Consider the following 16,489-nt stretch of genomic DNA (forward strand, 5'->3'; position numbering starts at 1 on the left):
ACTTAATGCATTTAAAATTGACGAAGGTTTAAAAAAAAATTAAGTTTGTTTACATGCAAATGGCGAATTACATAAACGACCTACTCTACCGTTACGAGTGTGTGATCATTCCAGGATTTGGTGCCTTTTTAACCCAATATCGATCTGCGAGTATTGATGCCGATTCACATACTTTTACGCCACCGGGAAAAACCGTGTCTTTTAATCGACAACTTCAAACCAATGATGGGTTGTTGGCTAATTATGTAGCTTCCGCAGAGAACTGCAGTTATGAAGAAGCGCTCCAAAAAATTAGAAATTTTACCGGAAAGATCGCCTTACAACTTTCCGAAGGAGCAACCATTCAATTTAAAAAGATCGGTTCCTTTTCGTTAAATGAAGAACGGTCTATTCAATTCATACCTTCGGAAACAGAGAATTTTAGTACGGCTTCTTTCGGACTTAGTTCATTTGTATCTCCAACCATATCGCGAGAAGGTATCAACGCATCCTCTGAAGCGGAAAAAGAGAAAACACCATTATTATTCACGCCAGAAAAACGAGAAACCCGACCTTACCTACGCTATGCTGCTATTGGTTTGATCGCCGTTGCTTTAAGTAGCTTCGGAGGGATGAAACTGTATGAGAGCAACGTACAAAATCACAATTATGCTGAAAAGCAAAAGGCGAATTCACTGGTTGATGATCAAATACAAGAAGCGACTTTTATATTAGAAAATCCGTTGCCGGTGCTAAATGTTAGCATTCCGAAGCAAACCGGAAAATATCACATAATTGCCGGTGCATTCAGAATTGAGGAGAATGCACAAAAAAAATTAGAACAACTTCAGGAAAAAGGCTATTCGGCACGAGCCATAGGAAAGAACCGATACGGTTTACATCAAGTAGTCTATCAAAGCTTCGAAGATCGATTGGAAGCGTTACGCTCGTTACGATCTATCAAGGCTACAGAGAACAAAGATGCTTGGTTGCTAGTTCAAGAACTAGATCAATAATCACTTTATATTCAACTTTCTTTTGACCATTGCCTAGGTAGGAATTACTACCTTTGCAAAAAAACAGAACTATGGGTAGTAAAACACCAAAAGAAACACGAACGGTAATAACCGATCTAGTACTTCCTAGCGAAACCAATCCTATTGGAAATATGTTTGGAGGCGAACTGTTAGCGCGAATGGACCGAGCTGCCAGTATTTCGGCCAGACGACACAGCCGCCGTATCGTGGTAACCGCTTCTGTTAATCACGTTGCTTTTAATAAGATGATCCCACTCGGGAGTGTAGTTACTGTAGAAGCACACGTTAGTAGGGCGTTCAAAAGTTCGATGGAGGTCTTTATGGATGTTTGGATCGAGGATCGCGAAAGTGGATTGCGCAGCAAGGCGAATGAAGCAATTTATACGTTTGTAGCGGTCGATGAAATGGGAAATCCTGTTCCTGTACCACAATTAATTCCCGAAACAGAATTAGAGAAAGAACGCTATGATGCTGCCTTAAGAAGAAAGCAATTAAGTTTGGTATTGGCCGGAAAAATGAAACCGAACGAAGCTTCAGAATTAAAAGCATTGTTCGAGTAACTTTATAGAAAAGTTAGTAGAATACGCGATTTAACCTACTTGATTAGTAGGATTTTATATTGCTAAAAGTGCAGAATTATTCTTAAAATTCTGCTTGTTTTTTTACGTCGATTAGATATATTTGGATTTCCAAAAAAAAATAGCTGCTTCAGCTACCTAAAAAAATCGTAATGAACAAAACTACTTTTACGCTACTCTTAGCCTGTATTGGAATTTTTACTTTATCATTTGCTCAATCTGATTATACGATCCGATTTCAAGATGAGGTCTTAGAAGTTCCCGAAAACATTAATACTTTTAATTGGGGACAAATGCCAGAATCTTCACGTTTGGCAAACGGATACTTTGGTTGGATCCAATTTTATGAAACCCCTTCGCAAACGGTTCAAGATCGGTTTGAAGCGAACAGCCTTCAGTTGATGGATTACATTCCGCATAGAACGTATTTATTTTATTTTCCTGAAACTGTTTCTGTAGATTTTCTTCGGAATAATGGCGTTCGTGCTATCGTTCCCGTAGAAGGTCGTTTTAAACTTTCAGAAGAACTGAAAAATCCACCATACCCTTCTTATGCTAAGAAAGGGAATAAAATATTGGTCACTTTAATTCATCATAAAAACGTATCTACCGATTTCGTGCTGCAGGATCTTGCACAACAACAAATCACTTTAGAACAGCAATATAAAGGATCGAACATTATAGACTTGGCGATTCCCGATAATTGCTTAGATGCATTGTCGAACCTTCCATACGTACGATGGGTTGAGCTAATTGCGGCTCCTCCGGTGAAAGATGACACTAGAGGAAGAAGTCTTCACCGTGCAAGTGGTTTAGATACGCAAACAAGTGCCGGTAGAAACTACACAGGAGACGGAATTGGTGTTATGGTACGTGATGATGGAATCGTAGGACCTCATATCGACTTTCAAGGTCGTATAGACAATTCGTTCGCTAGTGGAACCACAGGAACCCATGGTGATGGTGTTGGAGGTATTATGGCAGGAGCCGGTAACCTTGACCCTACCATGCGAGGAATGGCAGCCGGATCGAATATTTTTGTATCCAATTACGCTTCTAATTTTTTAGATACCGCCACTCAAACGTATATTAACAATGGCGATGTTCAAATCACCAATTCATCGTATAGTGATGGTTGTAATGCGGGGTATACATCGGGTACTAGGACTGTAGATTTTCAAACCCGCACAATTCCGACCTTGCTACATGTGTTCTCTGCAGGAAATTCAAATAACAACAACTGTGGATACGGAGCCGGGAACCAATGGGGGAATATTACCGGAGGTCACAAACAAGGAAAGAATGTAATTGCTACTGCTAATACATTTTTTGACGGATCGCTTGTAAATTCCAGTAGTCGTGGACCGGCTCATGACGGCCGAATTAAACCCGACATTGCCGCCAACGGACAAAATCAAGGATCTACCAATCCCAATAATGGCTATCAATCATTTGGTGGTACTTCCGGAGCTGCACCGGGAATCGCAGGCGTTGCTGCTCAACTATATGAAGTATACGGTGACCTTAACGGAGGTGCTTTTCCACCTTCTGCACTCATTAAAGCAACACTTTTAAATACCGCCAACGAAGCCGGGAACATTGGACCTGATTACAAATTTGGTTGGGGAATTGTAAACGGACTTAGAGCCGGAAAACTAATTGAAGAAGGACGTTATTTATCTGACACTAGTATTCAAGGAAGTACTAATACACATACTATAAACGTGCCTGCAGGAACTGCACAAGTACGATTCATGGTTTATTGGAGTGATCCGGAAGCAACTCCGGGAGCAAATCCCGCCTTGGTTAATGACCTAGACCTGGTAGTAACCGATCCTTCTAATAACGATTATCTGCCATGGATCTTGGACCCTACACCAAATCCTACTACTCTTAATCTTCCCGCTACAAATGGTGAAGATCATTTAAACAATGTTGAACAAGTATTGATCAACAGCCCAGCAGCCGGTGATTATGACATCGACATTACCGGGTTCAATGTACCGGTAGGACCTCAAGAGTATTTCGTGGTATATGAAATAATTTCAGAAAACCTAACACTTACTTATCCAAACGACGGAGAAAGTTTCCGTCCGGGCGAAACAGAAAGCATCCACTGGGACGGGATCAATACTACTGCAGGCTATACCTTAGAATATTCTACCGATAATGGAGGAACTTGGAATTCGATCACCACGGTGAGTAACACTACCACCAACTATGGTTGGAATGTCCCTAACGAAGTTACCGGAAATGCTTTGATCCGAATCACAAGTGGTTCGTTCCAAGATACGAGCGATGCCACTTTTTCGATCGCGAATCAGGTTACCGGATTAGAATTTGCCCAAGTATGTCCAACCAATATTACATTTGCTTGGAATGCGTTGGCAGATGCTGAAGAATACGATGTTTATCTGTTAGGTAATAAATATATGGAAGTAGTAGGTACTACAACAGGTACTACTGTAACGGTTCCAATTACAGACCCAAATGCGACGCAATGGGCTGCGATAGTTGCAAAGAACAATACAGAAGGTTGGGAAAGCCGACGTACTATTGCGATCAATTACGCAGGTGGTTTATTGAATTGCTCGTTGGCAAACGACGTAGCACTCGAAGCGATCAACAACTCGGCCAACGACTTCGCGATTATCTGTAGCGGAACCGATGAAGTGACCATTTCGGCTACAATTCGAAATACAGGTGTAGATCCACAGAGTAATTTTACGGTAGGATATCAAATCGATAGCAATACGCCAGTTGAAGAAACCTATACAGCTACCTTAGCGAGCGGACAGCAAGACAATTTTGAATTCACCACGCCGGTGACTTTATCAACCGCAGGCGAATATACGCTTAGCGTATATGTTGATCTGTCTACAGATCAAAATGCTTCCAACAATGAGCAATCGTTAGACTTTTATGCTGCAGTCGAGGCCACTTCATTGGATTTTGAAGAAGACTTCGAAACGAGTAGTCTTCCGCCCGCCGGATGGTATATCTTGAATAACGATGGAGCCATTACATGGACAGAACGAACCAATATTACCGGTAGTGATGGAAATGCGACTACCACGCCCTACATTAACAACTATAACTACAATGCTCCGGGTGAAGAAGATGTGTTGCAAACACTCATCTTCGATCTTACAAATACGAATGGACCGTCGTTGACCTTCGATCTCGCGAAGGCTCAATACTCTTCTTCGCTGTTTGACGCCCTTCGTGTAGAGGTATCAACAGATTGTGGAGTTACCTTTACGAGCGTGTACGAGAAAACCAACCTTGATCTATCGACACTGTCAAGCTATGAAACATCTATTTGGACGCCCTCATCGGCGGCAGACTGGCGCACGGAGACCATAGACCTGTCACCTTATGAGGGAGAGGTTGCTATGTTCCGTTTTGTGAATGTGAATGGCTACGGAAACTCTACCTTTATCGATAATATTAATCTTAACGCTGGAACATTAAGTGTGGAAGATACTGTTCTTACTACCATAACCATGTATCCAAATCCGGCTGAAGACGAAGTATTTATTGATTTTGGAACGAACACTCCAAACAATTATTCGATAGCTGTTACCAACAGTTTAGGGCAGATCATGCAAGTGCAAAATGGAAATGATATAAGTACCGGTACGGCGCGATTAAATGTAGCCAACTATGCGAGTGGAATCTATTTTGTTACCATAAAAACGGGAGTTCAAACTGAAACCAAAAAGTTAGTTATTAAATAACTTTTCGATACCATAAACTAAAAAGGCGCCCAAATGGCGCCTTTTTTATTACATTCTGTAGATCCAATCGGCAGGGTTCATTTCTTTAGTGTTTTGGTACACTAGAAATTTGATCACGGCTTTCCCTGTAGTGGGATGGGTAAATACGGTTCCAATAGATTGTTTGGTGCTTACGGCGTCCCCTTTTTTAACCATTACAGACGCAAGATTATTATAAATGGTTATATAATCTCCATGTTGAATAAGTACGGCCTTGTTGGCGCCTCTCAATTGTTGTACTTCTAAGACGACCCCATTAAAAACAGACCGAACCAATGCATTTGGCTCCGTGGCAATTTCGACCCCATGAAACATTTGTGTTACATTTGGAAATTGAGGATGCTGTCGCTTCCCATATCGATTCTGCACCACCCCTTTTTCAACCGGCCAGATTAACTTGCCTTTATTATTTTTAAAATCGGCCGCCAAGGCTTTGGCCTCCGGAGTAAGGTCAAAGGTTGTTGCCGAGGCAGTCGTAGTACGGGTAGCTGTATTCCCTGCCTTGTTATTGGCTTCGGCTATTGCTGCTTTAATCAATGCATTTATTTGCTTGTTGAGTTCTCGCGCTTCACTTTCTTTGTTACGTATTTGGGTTGCAAATTTCCCTTCGTCCTTTTTTAAGGAAGCGATCAATTTTTCTTGGTCCTTCTTTTCTTGTGTGAGCTTTACCTTAGCGATCCTGTTTTCTTCAATTAGTTTTTCTTTTTGTTTGCGCTGCTCTATTAGGTCGGTATTTAGAACTTGTAACAAGGCTGCCTTTTCTTTTATACTTTCCCCTTGTTTCTTACGGTGTTTGGTATACTGCTTCATGTATTGCAAGCGTTTATACGCCTGCAAGAAATTTTCCGAAGATAACAAGAACATCACTCTGCTTTGTTGTGATTTACTGCGATACGACTTCTTGATCATGGCCGCGTAGTCTTCCTTTAAGGTCTCCAACTCGTCTCGTAGTTGATCGATCTTATTAAGATTGTCATTAATTTCTCGGCTTAATAAATTGGCCTGTTGATTGGTAACTCGTATAAGGTTCTCACGTGTTTTAATACGTTGGTCCAGATCGGCTACTTCGGTAAGTACCGACTTTTTCTCACCTCGTGTTTGAAATAGCAAGGAATTGATCTGCTTAATCTCATTGAGCAATGATTGGCGCTTTTCTTCTAGTTCCTTTTGCTTGTCAGATTGGGCATTCATTGCTCCTGAGAACAGAATTCCAATAATTAAAAAGAATGCGAAACGACTGTACTTCATAGTTTATAATTCGATTGCTGTATAACCTTCCGGAATAGTAAACGGAAAACCTATAGAAACATTGAGATCGATGTCTTTATAATTTAACTGTATCTTTGTTTTACTGCCTGCTTCGGTGGCATCTATGTCTATTTCTGAAGGGAAGGAACCTGCTTCAAGTGTTTGATAGCTTGCGTAGCGTATCGACAACAAACGATCATCGTAAGGCTGTGAAAGACTTTCCGAAGCTACCTTAAAATTCTCCGGATTCAGAAAAATAGAATGAATAAAGTTCTGTGGCTGAACCTTTGGTTGCACCTTGTATTTGTTATTGGCGACTGTGGCCGAATAGGTAGCCGCATCGAACGGAAAAATAGACTGCCCTAACAAAATAGCCTGTGCCTTATTAAAATTGATCTCGGTACCGAGCCATTCACTTAAAAGTGTAAAATCACCTTCAAAATACGTGTTGCCAATGGTTTCATAGTAACTAACTTTGTCGGGTGTGATCAACACTTTAGCCAATGTAATGCCTAGAATGGATGCTTTGATCCAAATCTTTTTATCCTTTTCCATGCGTAAACTAGCGGTGATACTTTGCAGCTTGTTTTCATTTTCGTAGACTACTTGAACTCTAGCTGCCATGGTCGTAAAGTTTGGAGATGCGTTGGCATGTGCTTTCGTAAGATCCTTAACGGTCATAGAAGGCTTTGCGGTATTGGATCCGGTAGTGTTTTTAGCGCCCCCACAAGCACTTAAAAGCACTAAGACGAAAAGTAGGGAAAATAGGTGTTTCATAAGATTAATTCGGGAGGTTTATTTGCGCCGCTTTGTCGGCATACAGCTGGGCTTTTTTTGTATCGCCCTTTTTTTGATATGCGATCTGCAATTGCGTGTAGAAATCTTTTTCCATTTGAGGGTCGTCGAATAAATAATCAATCCCGGTTTCTAAACTTTCTATAGCAAGTTCCGGTTGTTCTAACTGATTATTGGCTACTCCATTGAGTAGATACAGTATGGGCTGAGCCGGGAATATTTCTAAGGCACTTTTGCTGGTACTTGCAGCAGCATCAAATTTGTTGAAATCGATTTGAAGCAATAGAGTGTTCTTTAACAAACTAAAGTTATCGGGATCGATCGCTATTCCTTTTTCATAATACTTTAGCGCATCTGCTCTTTGTTGTTTTGTGATGTAATAATCACCAAGTTTTTCATAGACCTGTCCACTAATGTCCTCTGAAAATCCAGAGACTATAGTTTCCAGTTCCGTTTCGTAGGCCGGATATGTATTTACAAACTGAATAAAATCCCCAAGCACTTTATATTTACTCTCTTTATCTATTTGTTGGGCTGAAAACACAATTTTCATAGAGTTTAATGCTTCGGAAGTGTTTCCTTCGTCTAAATAGAATTTATACAGCGCTAAATGTACCAGTTTGCTTTGTGGGTTATTTCTAAGTAAGGTCTTAGCTGTTTCGAAGGCCTTCTCGGTATCACCCTCTTCGCTGTATAAATAGATGAGATTCAGGTATTCTCTTTCATTTTTAGGGTTCGCGTCGATGCGCCCTTCCAAATTCTCGATCTCACCGGAGGTATTTCCTGTGGCTCGGTAGATCTGAGTTCTTAAGGCGTTTCTATAGTCGCTTTCTCCCCATAGTTCATCGAGCTCGTCTAAAACACTTAGCGCCTTATCGTATTGTCTCGTGCGATGGTAAAGGTTTGCCAAGTCTTCCTTGTAATCTTCATCGAATTCTTGTAATCGCTGTACCAACGGGATAGCCGCATCGTAATCACGTTCTAAATAATATAAATTATATAAGGCTTCTAATACATCGAGTCGATCTCCTTGATCCTGTAATACATTTTTGAATTGCGCTTCTGCTTGGTCGTAATTGCCTAGTTCTGTATTGTTCTTACCCATTTCGAAGGTAACCACAGCCACTAGATCGGTGTCGCCTTTGGCTGCATTTTCGGCCTTTCGTAAAGCATCGAGGGCAAGTTCATAGTTTTCAATGCCTTTTTGCTTTAAGGCTTCAAAAAAATGTTCTTGAAATTGATCGCTTACATCACCAAGATCATCGGTTGGCACTTCGGCTAATTCTTGCGCATAGCAATCGTTTGGAATACAAATTATTCCGAAGAAAAAAAGCAAGACATAGCTGTGTAGATTCTTCATTTTGCTAGCACGAAAGGTATAAACCTCTCTAATCGTATTTGAAGCACCACCCTATAGTAGCGGCACTTATGTTTATTTTAATTCGGAATAATCTCCGATACTTACATTCGTAAAATTACCATCGAAGGTAGCGTGGTTACCAATCATTGCATTGTCTAAAGTAGCATTTTTAACTACTGATTGCGACTGGATTATACTATTTTTAACGTTACTATTCTCAATTATTGTACCGTTACCTATTGAAACATAAGGTCCCACTGTGCTATTTTTCAACAAAACATTGTCTCCAATATAACATGGCGGAATAATGGTTGCATGTTGGGTGTTGCTCCTTTCTGAAATTAAAGTAGCTCCGCTCTCAGCTAGAAAGCCAAGCATTTTACGGTTGGTTTCCACCGTCACTTCTTTGTTTCCGCAATCCATCCACTCTTCGACCGTTCCGGTCTTAAAGACCTTTCCATCGGCCAACATACGTTTTATCCCGTCATTGATTTGATACTCTCCTCCATGAATAATATTGTTGTCTAATACGTATTGGAGTTCGTTTTTAAGCACCCCAACATCTTTAAAATAATAGATTCCTATAACGGCTTGATCGCCTACAAATTCGGTTGGTTTTTCTACCAATTCTACGATCTCATCGCGTTCATTCAAATTTACAACTCCGTAGGCCTCCGGGTTTTTAACTTTTTTAGTCCAAATAACACTATCTGTCTCCTTATCTAAGCTAAAGTCGGCCTTGATGAGCGTATCGGCATAAGCAATTACTGCCGGTCCCTCTAATGACGGTTCGGCACACATTATGGCATGTCCGGTACCTTTAGGCTCTAATTGTCGATAAATGCTTGCTTTGGCGCCCAGCCCTTCGGCCAATTCGGTAAGACTTTCTACCACCTCTTCTCCAAAAAACGCCGGATCGCCCAATATAAAAGCGATCTCATCTATTTTTTCATCAAGAATGGATACGATCTCACTTACCAATCGGTGCACAATGGGTTTGCCCGCCACCGGAATTAAAGGCTTAGGTACCGTTAAGGTATGAGGACGAAGACGCGATCCACGCCCTGCCATTGGGACAATTATTTTCATGTTAATTCAATTTATACGATTCTTTATTGTACGACATGGGGTCGGTGCCGTACTACGCTTTTTTATTTTACACCTGTACTTCCAAATCCGCCGCTACCTCTTGAGGTCTCTTCTAAGGTTTCCACTTCTTCCCACACGGCCCGTTCGTGTTTCGCGATCACCAACTGGGCGATTCGTTCTCCATCCTCTATTGTAAATGGTTGATTTGACAGATTTACTAGGATCACACCAATTTCACCACGGTAATCAGCATCGATCGTTCCAGGTGCGTTCAATACTGAAATTCCATTCTTAGCAGCCAGGCCGCTACGCGGGCGCACTTGTGCTTCAAAACCTACCGGAAGTTCAATAAACAATCCCGTTTTAACGATTGCACGCTGCAAGGGTTGTAAGGTTGACGGTTCCGCCACATTCGCACGTAAATCCATTCCGGCAGAAGCAATAGTTTCATACGAAGGCAATGGATGCTTTGATTTGTTTATTATCTTAACTTTCATGTCAATTATTTACCTATGATTCGTCCTAGTTCTTTCCTTTCAGAAAAGAAAAGCAATGACAAAAATACCAATAATAATACAGTCCCAATGGTTATATTCCCTTCAAACATATAAAAGGACACAGCAGAAAGTGCGATAGACAACACTAGGTATCCTGCTATTCGTTTTAAGTCGTAAGGAATTGCGTAGTAACGCTGGCCAAAACCGTAAGACAGTAGCATCATACTCCCGTAGGCGGCCAAGGTAGCGACAGCCGACCCGTGATAACTCATGCTAGGAATTAAAATAAAATTCAGTACCAGCGTCACTATGGCGCCAACCACCGATATGTACGCGCCAAACCTAGTGCGATCGGTAACCTTGTACCAAACCGACAGATTGTGATAAATGCCCAGACATAAGTTTGCCAGTAGTATGAGCGGAACAATCTCGAGTGCTACCCAATATTCGCTTTCAGGAATTAGGATACGTTTGAACACATCGAGGTAAACGATCACGAATAATAGAATAATACTTCCGAAGATCGTAAAATATTTTGTGATGGTTGCATAGGTTTGCTTTGCGTTGGCGCTTTTAGCATGATTAAAGAAAAACGGTTCAATTCCCAATCTAAAAGCCGTCGCGAACAGGGTCATAAAAACCCCTAGCTTATAACATGCGGCATATACGCCAACCTCTGCTTCGGCAATATCTGCCGGCAATAGATACTTCAGCAATATCTTGTCGAAGGCTTCATTGATCGAAAAGGCAATACCGGCAATTAGGACCGGGAACGCATAACGTAGCATCTGTCTCCAGACTGTGGTATTAAAACCAAAACCAATTTTTACGTACTGCGGTAAAAGGACCAATAAGGTAAACCCACTTGCTATTAGATTAGCGATAAAGACAAATGCCACCTTGTTTTCTTCGGAATAAATACTACGCCAAAACGAATCGTTGGTTTCATTTGCCCATGTTGGAAGCACTAAAAAGAAGAATAGATTAAAGCCGAGATTTACCAAGACGTTAAGGATCTTGATGATCGCATAGCGCATGGGGCGTTCGTTGGCTCTAAACCAAACAAAGGGTATTACCGCAAGGGCATCTAAGGCTAGAATCCATAATCCGTAGGTTACATATTCGGTTTTAAATTCCAGCAGATCGGCCAGCGATTCTCTAAAAAACAAGAACAACGCAAGAAACAATGCCGTCGATAACGTAAGGGAGGTAAGTGCGGTGGATTGTACGATTTGCTTCTTAGATACATCCTTATTGATAAAGCGAAAAAAAGCGGTTTCCATTCCGTAGGAAAGCAAGACGTTTCCCAGAATTAGAAATGCCATCAGCGAAGCGTAGATACCGTATTGCTCTTTTTGCAATACTTCTACATAAAGCGGCACTAAAACTATTGCTAAGGCACGTGGTAAAACCGTAGCCAAGCCGTAGATAAAAGTTTGCTTAAATAATTTCGTGAAAACGCTCAATGCGGATAAATTTCTTAGGTAAAAGTAGAGAAATTCCCACTAGCTTCCTACGTTTTACTGTTCACCATTAGGATTACTTTGTGGATAAGCTAACATAGGTTTTTGTTCGATATTTGAAAGCTTGAAAAAAGACAGTTTCCCATCGTCTTTATAAGCGATAACGGCCTCGTTTTCTGCTAACTGAAAAGGAAATGATTTTGGAGGAGTGTTCTTAGCTTCCTCAACGACATTCGCATCCATTATAATGTCCTGTTTTTTCTCTTCGGAAAAATAGCCTATATACAACAGCTTGTTTTGCGTTGATCTAACAGCCGGTTCTAATTGTTGCTGAAAGTAGAACGATTCGATGGAAATAGTGTTCGGCAACGAACCAAAGGTAATGTGAAGATTGGTTCCGGCACCTCCATCTTTTACACCGGCCACCCAATCCTGATAAAAACTATTTGCTATGGTAAACGGAGCATCTTGCGTAAGCTCGTACTTTAATTTTTCGTTCTTAGAGGCACCGCAATTGGAAAATCCAAACAAGACAAAGGACGTTCCTAGCAGTAAAACAGTATTCTTAATTAATCTCATAGCGAATTTTTTAGCTAAACTTTTCAAAAGCCTTGCCATAAAGGTAGCAAAAAAAGAACCTTCGATTCTCAACAGTGTTGAAAATGGAAGGTTCTCGCACTAAGTAGGTATTATACCCTTAGGATACTATCCTATATGTTAACCGGCCAAGGCCTCTGCACCACCAACGATCTCAAGGATTTCGTTCGTAATTGCTGCTTGACGCGCTTTGTTGTATTGTAATTTAAGTTGATCGCGAAGTTCGGTCGCGTTATCTGTTGCCTTGTGCATGGCCGTCATACGTGCTCCATGTTCACTCGCTGCAGAATCGCGTAACGCTTTAAACAATTGAGTTTTTAAGCTCTTCGGAATCAATCCTTCAATGATTTCTACTTTCGAAGGTTCAAAAATATAATCGGCTGCAGCATTTGTTGTTGTATTTTCTGAAGGCTTAGGCGGCAAAATTGGTAAAAACTGTTCGGTCATTACTAATTGTGTCGCTGCATTCTTAAAATGGTTGTAAACAACTACGATCTTATCGTATGCTCCTTTAGAAAACAGATCCATTAAGATCTCTGCAACTTCTGCGGTAGCGTCGTAAGTTAGGTCATCGAAGATATTGTTGTTGTTCTGAAAGACATTCCCGGTTTTTTTAAGAATATCATTCCCTTTTTTACCGATGGTAAAGAAATCTACTTCCTTTCCGGCATAGTTTTCAGAAGCCAACACTTTTGCCTGCTTAATGACATTACTGTTAAAAGCACCTGCCAAACCTCGGTTTGAAGTGATCACAACAACCAATACCTTATTCACGTCACGTTGCTCTGAGTATTTACCTCCTGTATCACCATCTAAGGTCGCACTGAGGTTTTGAAGCAACTCGGTGAGTTTTTCAGAATAAGGACGCATTGCCGTAATTGCATCTTGGGCTTTTTTCAACTTTGCAGCCGATACCATTTTCATGGCACTGGTGATCTGCATGGTCGATCCAACCGAGGCAATTCTACTACGTATTTCTTTTAAGTTTGCCATTTATTTTAATTCAAAATTATGGTAACCAATAACGTTGTTACTCTTTTGAAATGAAAGCTACTCGCAAGTAGCAGAAATCATTACTTCTTATATCGAGCTGAAAGGTCTGCAGCCACAGAAGTTAATACATCGATCGCTTCGTCGGTCAACTTACCGGCCTTTAACGTATCTAATGTATCTCTGTGTTTTGCATCTAACATTTCAAGATAGTCTCTTTCAAACTCTTTTACTTTCTCTACAGGAACGTTACGAAGTAAGTTCTTAGAACCGGCATAAATGATGGCCACCTGGTCTTCTACCGGATAAGGGTCATTTTGTGCTTGTTTAAGGATCTCCACGTTACGTCTACCTTTTTCGATCACGTTCAAGGTTGCTGCATCAAGGTCGGAACCAAATTTAGCAAAGGCTTCCAATTCACGGAATTGTGCCTGATCCAATTTTAAGGTACCTGCTACTTTCTTCATAGACTTGATCTGTGCATTACCTCCTACACGAGATACCGAGATACCAACGTTAATCGCAGGACGAACCCCTGCGTTAAAAAGGTCAGATTCTAAGAAGATCTGTCCATCGGTAATCGAGATCACGTTTGTTGGGATATAGGCCGATACGTCTCCTGCCTGCGTTTCAATAATAGGAAGGGCAGTTAGTGAACCACCACCTTTTACGATTGGCTTTAAGCTTTCGGGTAGATCGTTCATTTCCTTGGCGATATCATCATCGGCAATCACTTTTGCCGAACGCTCTAGCAATCTTGAGTGAAGGTAGAATACATCTCCAGGATACGCCTCACGTCCCGGTGGACGACGTAATAAGAGTGATACCTCACGGTATGCAACTGCTTGCTTGGATAAATCGTCATAGATAATTAGTGCCGGACGACCGGTATCACGGAAATACTCACCAATCGCAGCACCTGCAAATGGAGCATATACCTGCATTGGTGCAGGGTCTGATGCATTTGCAGCAACGATTGTAGTATAGGCCAATGCTCCTGCATCTTCCAATACTTTTGCAATGTTTGCAACCGTAGACGCTTTTTGTCCAATGGCTACATAGATACAATATACAGGCTCTCCTGCATCGTAAAATTCTTTTTGGTTCAAAATGGTATCGATACAAACGGTTGACTTACCTGTTTGGCGGTCACCAATCACCAATTCACGTTGTCCACGTCCTACCGGGATCATCGCGTCGATTGATTTGATACCTGTTTGTAATGGTTCGTTTACCGGTTGACGGTAAATTACACCCGGAGCTTTACGCTCTAATGGCATTTCGTAAGTTTCACCTGTAATAGGTCCTTTTCCATCGATAGGCTGTCCCAAGGTGTTTACTACACGTCCTGTAATTCCTTCACCAACATTTAGGGAAGCAATACGTTGGGTACGCTTTACAGTATCACCTTCTTTAATCGCTTTAGAAGGCCCTAATAATACAACCCCTACGTTATCTTCTTCCAGGTTCAATACAATCCCTTCTAATCCATCTTCGAATTCAACCAATTCACCGTATTGTGCGTTGGCAAGTCCGTACACTCGGGCAATACCATCCCCTACGGTTAGTACAGTTCCTACTTCATCTAATGAAGCGGTAGCTTCAAAACCTGAAAGTTGTTGCTTTAAAATTGCTGAAACTTCAGCGGGTTTTACTTGTGCCATTTTTGTTTAATTATGTTTGATGATCTCGCTTGCGCCAAGACCACACGTTATAAACTTTTACTAAATTCTCTTTTTAAATTTCCTAACTTATTTGCGATACTCGCATTGTATTGAAGGTCTCCTACTCTAAGAATAAATCCTCCAATTATTTCCTCATCGATCACATTCTCTAAGGTAACCGAATCACTTCCGGTAAGCTCCTTCACTTTACTGAGGACCTGTGCTTCAATTTCCGAAGTAATAGGTAGTGCAGTAGTCACTTTGGCCACTTTGACACCTTGTTGTTCGTTGTACAAATGAATGTAACTCTTGGCTACATCGCCTAGTGCTTCAATTCGCTTGTTTTCCACCAAAACTTTAATAAGCGTTTTAGTGTTTTCTGTTTGAGCACTAAATATTTTTAGTAATGCCTCTTGCTTGTCGGAGTTTTTAATTACCGGACTGTTAAGCACAGTTCTTAAATCTTTACTTTCTTCAAGCGTGGCATCTACGGATTGCATATCGCCAAACACAACGTTGGCCAGGTCGGCATCGTTGGCTTGTTGTAAGACTGCTTTCGCGTATCGTATGGCTACTTTGCTTCCGTTCATCTTTTATTAGTTTAATTTAGCGTCTCCTAACATATCTTCAACCAATTTCAATTGCTTGTCTTTGTTAGAAAGTTCACTTTTCATCACTTTTTCTGCAATTTCTACGGAAAGTTCGGCTACTGTGCTTTTTAATTCTGCTACAGCGGCTTTCTTTTCAGTTTCGATGGCTGCTTGTGCTTGAGAGATCATTTTGTCTGCTTCGCTCTTGGCATCATCTTTTGCATCTGCGATCATCTTGTTTTTGATCTCACGTGCTTCCTTTAGCATAGACTCACGTTCTGCACGTGCTTCTTTAAGGATGCGCTCGTTATCTGCGGTTAAGTTTTCCATTTCACGTTTGGCAGCTTCAGCAGAAGCTAGTGCCTCTCTAATGGAATCTTCACGAGAATTGACGGTACCTACAATTGGTCCCCATGCGAATTTCTTCAGAAGAAAAAACAATACGACGAATGAAACAAACGTCCAAAACATCAATCCTACATCTGGAGTAACTAAATCCATTTCTTTATTTTTTTATAATCTTTAGTATTTAAAACTAAAAAGGGCGGCGCAACCAACCGTTGCGCCGAACTTTTTCTACTTAATAAGGGATACAACCACCGCGAAAAGTGCTACCGCCTCAACGAAGGCAACAATAACAATTGCAGATGCTTGAATTTTTCCTTGCATTTCGGGCTGACGTGCAATAGCGTCCATTGCTGAACCACCAATTTTACCAATACCAATTCCGGCACCGATAGCTGCAAGTCCTGCTCCAATTGCTCCGATAGCTCCGTAATCTACGGCTGCTACTTCCTGTAATAATGCTAAACTCATAGTGTTT

General features: G+C 41.1%; 15 protein-coding genes. 3 read left to right on the forward strand and 12 right to left on the reverse strand.

What is annotated here, in order from left to right:
- Nucleotides 1–59 precede the first annotated feature (59 nt).
- From DWA30_RS09185 to DWA30_RS09195, 3 genes are all read left to right on the forward strand, one after another.
- Nucleotides 60–995, forward strand: coding sequence for an HU domain-containing protein (locus tag DWA30_RS09185; protein WP_317048347.1), 936 nt, complete (start codon nucleotides 60–62; stop codon nucleotides 993–995).
- 71 nt (nucleotides 996–1,066) lie between these two features.
- Nucleotides 1,067–1,576, forward strand: coding sequence for an acyl-CoA thioesterase (locus DWA30_RS09190; RefSeq protein WP_114492246.1), 510 nt, complete (start codon nucleotides 1,067–1,069; stop codon nucleotides 1,574–1,576).
- Nucleotides 1,577–1,746: 170 nt separating this feature from the next.
- Complete coding sequence (locus DWA30_RS09195) at nucleotides 1,747–5,334, forward strand: S8 family serine peptidase (RefSeq protein WP_114492247.1); 3,588 nt, start codon at nucleotides 1,747–1,749, stop codon at nucleotides 5,332–5,334.
- Nucleotides 5,335–5,382: 48 nt separating this feature from the next.
- Here the strand turns inward: DWA30_RS09195 and DWA30_RS09200 are convergent, their stop codons facing one another.
- The 12 genes from DWA30_RS09200 to atpE form a co-directional block, all read right to left on the reverse strand.
- Complete coding sequence (locus tag DWA30_RS09200) at nucleotides 5,383–6,621, reverse strand: murein hydrolase activator EnvC family protein (protein WP_114492248.1); 1,239 nt, start codon at nucleotides 6,619–6,621, stop codon at nucleotides 5,383–5,385.
- 3 nt (nucleotides 6,622–6,624) lie between these two features.
- The gene (lolB1, locus tag DWA30_RS09205; RefSeq protein WP_114492249.1) at nucleotides 6,625–7,398 is read right to left on the reverse strand and encodes a lipoprotein insertase outer membrane protein LolB1; all 774 of its coding nucleotides are present in this window, start codon (nucleotides 7,396–7,398) and stop codon (nucleotides 6,625–6,627) included.
- Between the two features lie 4 nt (nucleotides 7,399–7,402).
- Nucleotides 7,403–8,776, reverse strand: coding sequence for a tetratricopeptide repeat protein (locus DWA30_RS09210; protein ID WP_114492250.1), 1,374 nt, complete (start codon nucleotides 8,774–8,776; stop codon nucleotides 7,403–7,405).
- 72 nt (nucleotides 8,777–8,848) lie between these two features.
- Nucleotides 8,849–9,865 carry a sugar phosphate nucleotidyltransferase gene (locus DWA30_RS09215; RefSeq protein WP_114492251.1) on the reverse strand — a complete coding sequence of 339 codons (1,017 nt, stop codon included), beginning with the start codon at nucleotides 9,863–9,865 and terminating at the stop codon, nucleotides 8,849–8,851.
- Between the two features lie 62 nt (nucleotides 9,866–9,927).
- Nucleotides 9,928–10,362, reverse strand: a complete 435-nt coding sequence (gene dut, locus DWA30_RS09220; protein WP_114492252.1) for a dUTP diphosphatase — start codon at nucleotides 10,360–10,362, stop codon at nucleotides 9,928–9,930.
- 5 nt (nucleotides 10,363–10,367) lie between these two features.
- A complete protein-coding gene (locus DWA30_RS09225) occupies nucleotides 10,368–11,828 on the reverse strand; it encodes a lipopolysaccharide biosynthesis protein (protein ID WP_114492253.1) in 1,461 nt (486 codons plus the stop codon).
- Between the two features lie 54 nt (nucleotides 11,829–11,882).
- A complete protein-coding gene (locus DWA30_RS09230) occupies nucleotides 11,883–12,404 on the reverse strand; it encodes a hypothetical protein (RefSeq protein WP_136073184.1) in 522 nt (173 codons plus the stop codon).
- A 138-nt stretch (nucleotides 12,405–12,542) separates the two neighbouring features.
- Complete coding sequence (gene atpG / locus DWA30_RS09235; protein ID WP_114492255.1) at nucleotides 12,543–13,415, reverse strand: ATP synthase F1 subunit gamma; 873 nt, start codon at nucleotides 13,413–13,415, stop codon at nucleotides 12,543–12,545.
- An 80-nt stretch (nucleotides 13,416–13,495) separates the two neighbouring features.
- On the reverse strand, nucleotides 13,496–15,076 hold the full coding sequence (gene atpA / locus DWA30_RS09240; protein ID WP_114492256.1) for a F0F1 ATP synthase subunit alpha: 1,581 nt from the start codon (nucleotides 15,074–15,076) through the stop codon (nucleotides 13,496–13,498).
- A gap of 47 nt (nucleotides 15,077–15,123) precedes the next feature.
- Complete coding sequence (gene atpH, locus DWA30_RS09245) at nucleotides 15,124–15,666, reverse strand: ATP synthase F1 subunit delta (RefSeq protein ID WP_114492257.1); 543 nt, start codon at nucleotides 15,664–15,666, stop codon at nucleotides 15,124–15,126.
- A 6-nt stretch (nucleotides 15,667–15,672) separates the two neighbouring features.
- Nucleotides 15,673–16,167: a F0F1 ATP synthase subunit B gene (locus DWA30_RS09250; protein WP_114492258.1), complete on the reverse strand. Its 495-nt coding sequence runs from the start codon at nucleotides 16,165–16,167 to the stop codon at nucleotides 15,673–15,675.
- A 75-nt stretch (nucleotides 16,168–16,242) separates the two neighbouring features.
- Nucleotides 16,243–16,482 carry an ATP synthase F0 subunit C gene (gene atpE / locus DWA30_RS09255; RefSeq protein WP_114492259.1) on the reverse strand — a complete coding sequence of 80 codons (240 nt, stop codon included), beginning with the start codon at nucleotides 16,480–16,482 and terminating at the stop codon, nucleotides 16,243–16,245.
- Nucleotides 16,483–16,489: the final 7 nt, after the last annotated feature.

This window comes from Candidatus Ulvibacter alkanivorans, assembly GCF_003333325.1.
Classification (GTDB): Bacteria; Bacteroidota; Bacteroidia; order Flavobacteriales; family Flavobacteriaceae; genus Ulvibacter_A; species Ulvibacter_A alkanivorans.

What these genes read in the sequence shown, in the direction of transcription:
- DWA30_RS09185 (WP_317048347.1), top strand. Translation starts at nt 60, where the DNA reads ATGGCGAATTACATAAACGACCTACTCTACCGTTACGAGTGTGTGATC.
- DWA30_RS09190 (WP_114492246.1), top strand. Translation starts at nt 1,067, where the DNA reads ATGGGTAGTAAAACACCAAAAGAAACACGAACGGTAATAACCGATCTA.
- DWA30_RS09195 (WP_114492247.1), top strand. Translation starts at nt 1,747, where the DNA reads ATGAACAAAACTACTTTTACGCTACTCTTAGCCTGTATTGGAATTTTT.
- DWA30_RS09200 (WP_114492248.1), bottom strand. Translation starts at nt 6,621, where the DNA reads ATGAAGTACAGTCGTTTCGCATTCTTTTTAATTATTGGAATTCTGTTC.
- lolB1 (WP_114492249.1), bottom strand. Translation starts at nt 7,398, where the DNA reads ATGAAACACCTATTTTCCCTACTTTTCGTCTTAGTGCTTTTAAGTGCT.
- DWA30_RS09210 (WP_114492250.1), bottom strand. Translation starts at nt 8,776, where the DNA reads ATGAAGAATCTACACAGCTATGTCTTGCTTTTTTTCTTCGGAATAATT.
- DWA30_RS09215 (WP_114492251.1), bottom strand. Translation starts at nt 9,865, where the DNA reads ATGAAAATAATTGTCCCAATGGCAGGGCGTGGATCGCGTCTTCGTCCT.
- dut (WP_114492252.1), bottom strand. Translation starts at nt 10,362, where the DNA reads ATGAAAGTTAAGATAATAAACAAATCAAAGCATCCATTGCCTTCGTAT.
- DWA30_RS09230 (WP_136073184.1), bottom strand. Translation starts at nt 12,404, where the DNA reads ATGAGATTAATTAAGAATACTGTTTTACTGCTAGGAACGTCCTTTGTC.
- atpG (WP_114492255.1), bottom strand. Translation starts at nt 13,415, where the DNA reads ATGGCAAACTTAAAAGAAATACGTAGTAGAATTGCCTCGGTTGGATCG.
- atpA (WP_114492256.1), bottom strand. Translation starts at nt 15,076, where the DNA reads ATGGCACAAGTAAAACCCGCTGAAGTTTCAGCAATTTTAAAGCAACAA.
- atpH (WP_114492257.1), bottom strand. Translation starts at nt 15,666, where the DNA reads ATGAACGGAAGCAAAGTAGCCATACGATACGCGAAAGCAGTCTTACAA.
- DWA30_RS09250 (WP_114492258.1), bottom strand. Translation starts at nt 16,167, where the DNA reads ATGGATTTAGTTACTCCAGATGTAGGATTGATGTTTTGGACGTTTGTT.
- atpE (WP_114492259.1), bottom strand. Translation starts at nt 16,482, where the DNA reads ATGAGTTTAGCATTATTACAGGAAGTAGCAGCCGTAGATTACGGAGCT.